The organism is Frankia sp. Hr75.2 (genome assembly GCF_949319125.1).
In the GTDB taxonomy this organism is placed as follows: domain Bacteria; phylum Actinomycetota; class Actinomycetes; order Frankiales; family Frankiaceae; genus Parafrankia; species Parafrankia soli.
On the sequence record NZ_CASGGV010000071.1, the window covers coordinates 1 to 6,595 of the forward strand.

Sequence of the window (6,595 nt, forward strand, 5' to 3'; positions counted from 1 at the left end):
GGGCCGGGCTTGTCGGCCCCGGCGGGGCGGCGGGGCGCCCCTGCCGGCACGCCTCCTCCGTGCCGGTCGAGGTCCGCCCCACCTGCCTGGCTGCCCCACCTGCCCGGCCCTCGACTCGTCCGGGAACCATCCCGTGATCCGAGAAGGGGTGTCCTGCAAGATCGGAATGGTCGCGGTCCGCGCTGCGTATGATTCCCGTGATGGAACCCGGCCGAACGCGTACCCCGCCCCGCCAGCGGGCGACGCTTGTGAACACCAGGTCACGGGAGAGTCGTCTGGCCCTCACTCGCGCCGCCCTTCGTCTTTGGAGCGAGGGTGACTTCGATGCGGCGTACGAAGCGAGCACCGTGGCTGATATCGCTCACGCAGCCGGGGTCAGCAAGGGAACCTTCTATTTCCATTTTCCCAACAAGGAGGCGATTCTCCTTGAGATGAGCTCGGCGACGATCCAGGCGATGATCGACCAGGTCGAGGCCGGAACCGCGCGAGGCGTCCCCCTGCGCTCGTTGAGCGATCAGATGATGACCTCGATGGCTCGACGCGTTGTTCGCGCGCCCAGGGGGGCCGCGCTGCGGGCCGGCGCCCTTGGCTTCGTGGGGCGACCGGATGATGGAACCCTGGCGATCCCTCGCCTGAGTGTCGCCTTCGAATCCCTCCTCCGTCACGGTAGGGAACGCGGCGAGCTTGGCGAGCAGATCGATGTGGAAGAAGTCGCCGCGATGATGACGGCCGTGACAATGGAAGCAATCACCCGCTGGGGGGCGGGAGACCGCTCCGCTTCCTGGCTGCGGCAGACGCTCCGTGATCGAGTGACCGTCCTCCTGCGCGGTATCAGTCACCCGGACGAGAGCTAGTCGACCGCTGCGCAGGCGGGCGTCCGCGGCGACGGCGGTCGCCGTCGCCGCGGGCCCGGACCTGCACGCTGACTCGTACCGGACGAAGCAAGCCGGTCATCCGAGGTCGGCTGCGCGAGCCTGGGCCCGCGGAGCTTCACCGTGGTTTCGGATGCACGCGCCCCCTACAGGGTGTTCGCGAGCCGGTCGGCGAGAATGCGGGTGAAGCGGGACGGGTCGGCGAGCTCCCCGCCCTCGGCCAGCAGCGCCATCCCGTACAGCAACTCCGCCGTCTCGCTGAGAACGTCGGAGCTCGCGTCCTGCTCGTGGGCCTTCCGTAGCCCCTCCACCAGTGGATGCGTCGGATTGAGCTCCAGGATGCGCTTGGAGTGCGGCACGTTCTGCCCCATGGAGCGGTACATCTTCTCCAGGGTCGGCGTGATGTCGTGGGTGTCCCCCACGATGCAGGCCGGCGACGTGGTGAGGCGGGAGGAGAGGCGGACCTCCTTCACCTGCTCGTGCAGGGTTCGGGTCAGCCAGGAGAGCAGCTCGGCGAAGTCCTTCCGCTGCTGCTCCCGTTCGGGCTCGGTGCTCTCCTTCTCGTCCGCCGTGCCGAGATCGACCTGGCCCTTGGCGATCGACCGCAGTGGCTTGCCGTCGAACCGCGCCACCCGCTCGACCCACACCTCGTCGACCGGATCCGTCAGGAGGAGCACCTCGTACCCCCTGGCGAGGAAGGCCTCCATGTGTGGCGACTTCTCGATCATCAACCGGGAGTCGCCGGTCATGTAGTAGATGTCGTCCTGGCCGTCCTTCATCCGGTCGACGTACTCCCGCAGGGTCGTCGTCTGCTCCGGGTCGCGCGTCGAGGCGCAGGAGACGATCTCCAGGATCGCCTCCTGGTTGTCGACGTCGTCCAGCAGCCCCTCCTTGACGACGGGCCCGAACTCCTTCCAGAAGGTCCGGTAGCGCTCGGCGTCGTCCGTCTGCAGGCCGCGGACCGTCGAAAGCACCTTTTTCACCAGCCGGCGGCGAACCAGCTGGATCTGGCGGTCCTGCTGGAGGATCTCGCGGGAGATGTTCAGCGACAGGTCGTGCGCGTCGACGACACCCTTGACAAACCGCAGGAAGTTCGGCATGAGCGCCTGGCAGTCGTCCATGATGAACACGCGCTTCACGTACAGCTGGACGCCACGCTTGCCGTCCTGCGCGAACAGGTCGAACGGCGCGTGGGACGGGATGAAGAGCAGCGCCTCGTACTCGAAGAGGCCTTCACCCTTCATGTGGATGGTCTCGAGCGGGTCGGTCCAGTCATGGCTGAGGTGGCGGTACAGCTCGTTGTACTCGGCGTGGTCGACCTCGGCGGGCGGGCGCGCCCACAACGCCTTCATCGAGTTGAGCGTCTGGACGTCGGTCGTGACCGTGCCGTCTTCGTCCGTGCTCGCTGCCTGGTCCGGGTTCTCGGTAGCCATTCGGATGGGCCACGCGATGAAGTCGGAGTACCGCTTGACGATCTCCCGGATCTTCCGTTCGGCGGTGTAGTCGAAGAGGTGGTCCTCGCTGTCCTCCGGCTTGAGATGCAGGGTGACGGCGGTGCCCTGCGGCGCGTCGTCGACATCCTCGATGACGTACGTGCCCTCGCCGCCCGACTCCCAGCGCGTGCCACCGCTCTCGCCGGCCCGGTGCGTCAGCAGCGTGACCTTGTCCGCCACCATGAAGGTCGAGTAGAAACCGACACCGAACTGGCCGATGAGGTCCAGCGACGCGGCGGCGTCCTTCGACTCCTTCGCCTTCCGGAGCATCTCGGCCGTTCCCGACCTGGCAATGGTGCCGATGAGCTGGACGACGTCGTCGCGGGACATGCCGATGCCGTTGTCGCGCACGGTGAGGGTGCGCTGCTCCCGGTCGACCTCGAGGGCGATGTGCAGGTCGGACGTGTCAGCCGAAAGGTCCTTGTCGACAAGTGAGGCGATGCGCAGCTTGTCGAGGGCGTCGGACGCGTTGGAGATCAGCTCGCGCAGGAAGATATCTTTGTCGGAGTAGATCGAATGGACCATCAGCTGCAGAAGCTGACGGGCCTCGGCCTGAAATTCAAGCGTCTCGATCCGATTGCTCACGGGACCTCCATGCGGACACGAACAGTTCGCGGAACAGGATACCGACGCGCAGCACCCGTTCGGTGCCCGCACGGCATCCGCTCGGTCGAGCATCAGGCGCACCGGAACCCGCCGGAGCCACTGGCCGAGGCTGAGTACCATCTCGACCACGGACGCCGACCTGCGGCCGGCGTCCGGTAGGACACGAGGGCGCGGGTCAGGCCGACGATCCGCGCGGCGGCCTGAGCGCCGGCGCCCCGCGTATCTGGGTCCTGTCGGGGCAGAAGGCGACGACGTCGAGGCCGTCGATCCGGTCGGCCGACCGGCACCGGGCCGCCCGCGGAGGCGGGGGCGGGGCGAAGGAGCCGGGGTCGAACAACCTGGACCGCCGCCGGCGGGGCTGCGCACATCCTGCGTCGGGATTACGACGCCCACACGGTCGCCGCTGACCAATCCTCGATTTCCCGGAATCGCCTGTGAATGCAATGGTAATCGACCTCTCGGCAGAATTCAGTGCTCTGGATGGTCTGGCGCAGAAGTAACTCCAGATACAGGCGAACAAATCTGGCTTGCAGCGACCGCGCGGCGGTGAACGAGGATGTCCCGGGCTGCGACGTCCCGGGTCGCTGGTAGGCGCGGACGACGTCTTGGCCAGCGGCTGCGGAGGGCGTGCCCGGCAGCGGATCACATCGGCGCAGCCGCACTGATGGTGCTGGCGCAGCGGTGCTGATCGAGCCTGGCGGCCGCGTGCGCGGATCAAGCCGGGAGCGTGGCGTCCCGGGCCGGCCGGCCCCGGAGCACGCCCGGCCGTCGTTCGCGAGGCGCCGGCTCCCGGCCATGATGGATACTCCCCAGGACGAACAGGCCGTCGGCCGGCAAGAAGGAGCAAAAGGATGCAGAAGGCGCTCGCGCCCGAGATCTCAACCTGGCCCGACGAGCAGCCACAGCTCATCGGTAGCCGCTGCGGCGACTGCAGCGCCACGACGTTCCCCACTCAGGCCCTCTGCCCCCGGTGCAGCGGCGACAAGATGAGTGACGAGCTGCTGCCCCGCCGCGGCACCCTCATCGCGTGGACGACGCAGGGCTTCGTCCCGAAGCTGCCCTACGCCGGTGGGGAGACGGCCGAGACCTTCAAGCCGTTCGGCGTCGGGCTGGTCCAGCTCGACGACGTGATCCGCGTCGAGGGCCGGCTCACGGAGTCCGACCCGGAGAAGTTGAAGTTCGGCATGGACGTCGAGCTGACGATGGTGCCGTTCTACACCGACGCCGACGGCGACGAAGTGATCACGTTCGCCTTCGCGCCAGCCTGACCCACGCCGCACGAGCCAGAGAGGAACCATCGAGATGAACGACGTCGCCATCATCGGCGTGGGCCTGCATCCCTTCGGTCGCTTCGAGAAGTCGGCCATGGAGCTCGGCGCGGACGCCATCCAGTTGGCGCTGAAGGACGCCGGGGTCGGCTGGAAGGACATCCAGTTCGGTGTCGGCGGCAGCCTGGAGATCGCCAACCCGGACGCGGTGACGAGGCTCGTCGGGCTGACGGGCATCCCGTTCACCGACGTGTTCAACGCCTGCGCGACCGCGGCCAGCGCCATCCAGCTGTGCGCCGACACGATCCGGCTCGGCAAGTACGACATCGGCATCGCCGTGGGCCTGGACAAGCACCCGCGCGGCGCGTTCACCGCCCATCCGTCGATGCTCGGCCTGCCGGCGTGGTACGCCGAGAACGGCCAGTACGTCACCACGCAGTTCTTCGGGATCAAGGCCAACCGCTACCTGCACGAGCACGGCATCTCGCAGCGGACGCTGGCGAAGGTGGCGGCCAAGAACTACCGCAACGGTGTGATCAACCCGAACGCGTTCCGGCGTAAGGCGCTGAGCGAGGAGGAGATCCTCGGCTCGCCCATGCTCAACTATCCGCTGACGCACTACATGTTCTGCTCGCCGGACGAGGGTGCCGCCGCCGCCATCATGTGCCGCGCCGACATCGCGCACCGGTTCACCTCGCAGCCGATCTACCTGCGCGCCACGGAGATCCGCACCCGCCGTTTCGGCGCCTACGAGGTGCACAGCACCTTCGCGCCGGTCGACGAGGACGTCGCGCCGACCGTCTACGCCGCCCGCGCCGCCTTCGAGGCCGCCGGCGTCGGCCCGGGGGACGTCGACGTGATCCAGCTCCAGGACACCGACGCCGGCGCGGAGATCATCCACATGGCCGAGTGCGGCTTCTGCGCCGACGGTGAGCAGGAGAAGCTGATCGCCGAGGGCGCGACCGAGATCAGCGGCTCGCTGCCGGTCAACACCGACGGCGGTCTCATCGCCAACGGCGAGCCGATCGGCGCGTCCGGGCTCCGCCAGGTGCACGAGCTGGTTCGCCAGCTGCGTGGTCAGGCGGGTGACCGTCAGGTCGCCGGCAACCCGCGCGTCGGGTTCGCCCAGGTCTACGGCGCCCCCGGCACGGCCGCGGCCACCGTCCTCACCGTCTGAGCTCACCGACTGAGCAGGCGTTCCTGAAACGCCTGCTCAGTCCGGTCGTGCGGTTTGCAGCAGGCCGGACTGGTAGGCGATGACGACCAGCTGCGCCCGGTCGCGGGCGTTGAGCTTCGCCATGGCCCGGTGGACGTGCGTGCGGGCGGTCAGTGGGCTGATGACGAGCCGGTCGGCGATTTCGTGGTTCGAGTGGCCTTCGGCTACCAGCGCCATGACCTCGCGTTCGCGAGCGGTGAGCGCGGCGAGCGCCACGGGATTGGCCGTGGCGGTGGCCGCGGGCTCCGGGGCGGCGAGGAAACGGCTGATGAGAACGCGGGTGGCCGCCGGCGAGAGAAGGGCGTCGCCGCCGGCGACGGTGCGGATCGCGGAGAGCAGCTCGTCCGTTCCGACGTCCTTGCCGAGGAAGCCGCTCGCGCCGACGCGGAGCGCCTGGGCCACGTACTCGTCGATCTCGAAGGTCGTGAGGATCAGGACACGGGTGGCCGCCAGCGTCTCGTCGCCGCAGATGGCGGCGGTGGCGGCGAGCCCGTCGGTGCCGGGCATGCGGATGTCCATGACCACGACGTCCGGGCGGTGCTCCCGGGTCGCCGCGACGGCCTCGTGCCCGTCCGCGGCCTCACCGACGACCTCCATGTCGCTGCAGGAGTCGATCAGAATCCGGAAGGTCGACCGCAGGAGGGTCTGGTCGTCGGCGAGGAGCACTCGGATGGTCATCGGCTTCCGTTTTCGTGGGAGTTCTGGGGGTGCAGGGGCAGGACGGCGGTGACGTGGAAGCCGACCTCGGGATGATGACCGGCCTCGAGATGCCCGCCGACGGACAGCGCGCGTTCCCGCATGCCGATCAGGCCGAACCCGCTGTCCGAGGCCGGGATCGACGTCCCGGCGCCGGGACGCGCGCCGCGGCCGACCGGGCCCGCGTTCTCCCCGCCGCCATTTATGATCATCAGGGTGACGCTGTGCGGGGCGTAGGTGATGTCGACACAGGCGTTGTCGGTCCTGGCGTGTTTCGCCACGTTGGTGAGGGCCTCCTGCGCGATCCGATAGGCCGTGAGATCGACGCCGGGGGAGAGCGGGGACGGTTCGCCGCGGGTGTTGATGGTGACCGTGAGTCCGGTGGCGGTGAACGTGTGGGCGAGTTCGGGGAGCTGGGCGAGCGAGGGGGCTGGTTCCAGCGGC

Annotated in this window: 6 protein-coding genes; 3 read left to right on the forward strand and 3 right to left on the reverse strand. The window is 68.6% G+C overall.

Annotated elements, in window-relative coordinates; all coding sequences use genetic code 11:
• Positions 1-200 precede the first annotated feature (200 nt).
• Entirely contained in the window at positions 201-854 is a 654-nt protein-coding gene (locus tag AC559T_RS07325) for a TetR family transcriptional regulator (protein ID WP_498868206.1), read from the forward strand.
• Between the two features lie 164 nt (positions 855-1,018).
• Here the strand turns inward: AC559T_RS07325 and htpG are convergent, their stop codons facing one another.
• On the reverse strand, positions 1,019-2,950 hold the full coding sequence (gene htpG, locus AC559T_RS07330; RefSeq protein WP_498868207.1) for a molecular chaperone HtpG: 1,932 nt from the start codon (positions 2,948-2,950) through the stop codon (positions 1,019-1,021).
• Positions 2,951-3,822: 872 nt separating this feature from the next.
• Here htpG and AC559T_RS07335 point away from each other — a divergent pair.
• Together AC559T_RS07335 and AC559T_RS07340 are read left to right on the forward strand one after the other, a co-directional pair.
• The gene (locus AC559T_RS07335) at positions 3,823-4,239 is read left to right on the forward strand and encodes a Zn-ribbon domain-containing OB-fold protein (RefSeq protein ID WP_071065887.1); all 417 of its coding nucleotides are present in this window, start codon (positions 3,823-3,825) and stop codon (positions 4,237-4,239) included.
• A gap of 34 nt (positions 4,240-4,273) precedes the next feature.
• Positions 4,274-5,416 carry a thiolase family protein gene (locus AC559T_RS07340; RefSeq protein ID WP_112108821.1) on the forward strand — a complete coding sequence of 381 codons (1,143 nt, stop codon included), beginning with the start codon at positions 4,274-4,276 and terminating at the stop codon, positions 5,414-5,416.
• Between the two features lie 36 nt (positions 5,417-5,452).
• Here AC559T_RS07340 and AC559T_RS07345 read toward each other — a convergent pair whose 3' ends face one another.
• Positions 5,453-6,133 (reverse strand): response regulator transcription factor, encoded by a 681-nt coding sequence (locus AC559T_RS07345; protein ID WP_112108820.1) that lies wholly within the window; start codon positions 6,131-6,133, stop codon positions 5,453-5,455.
• Positions 6,130-6,595 (reverse strand): sensor histidine kinase (locus tag AC559T_RS07350; protein ID WP_498868208.1); only part of this gene is annotated, 466 nt, incomplete at its 5' end. The genes AC559T_RS07345 and AC559T_RS07350, both read right to left, overlap by 4 nt.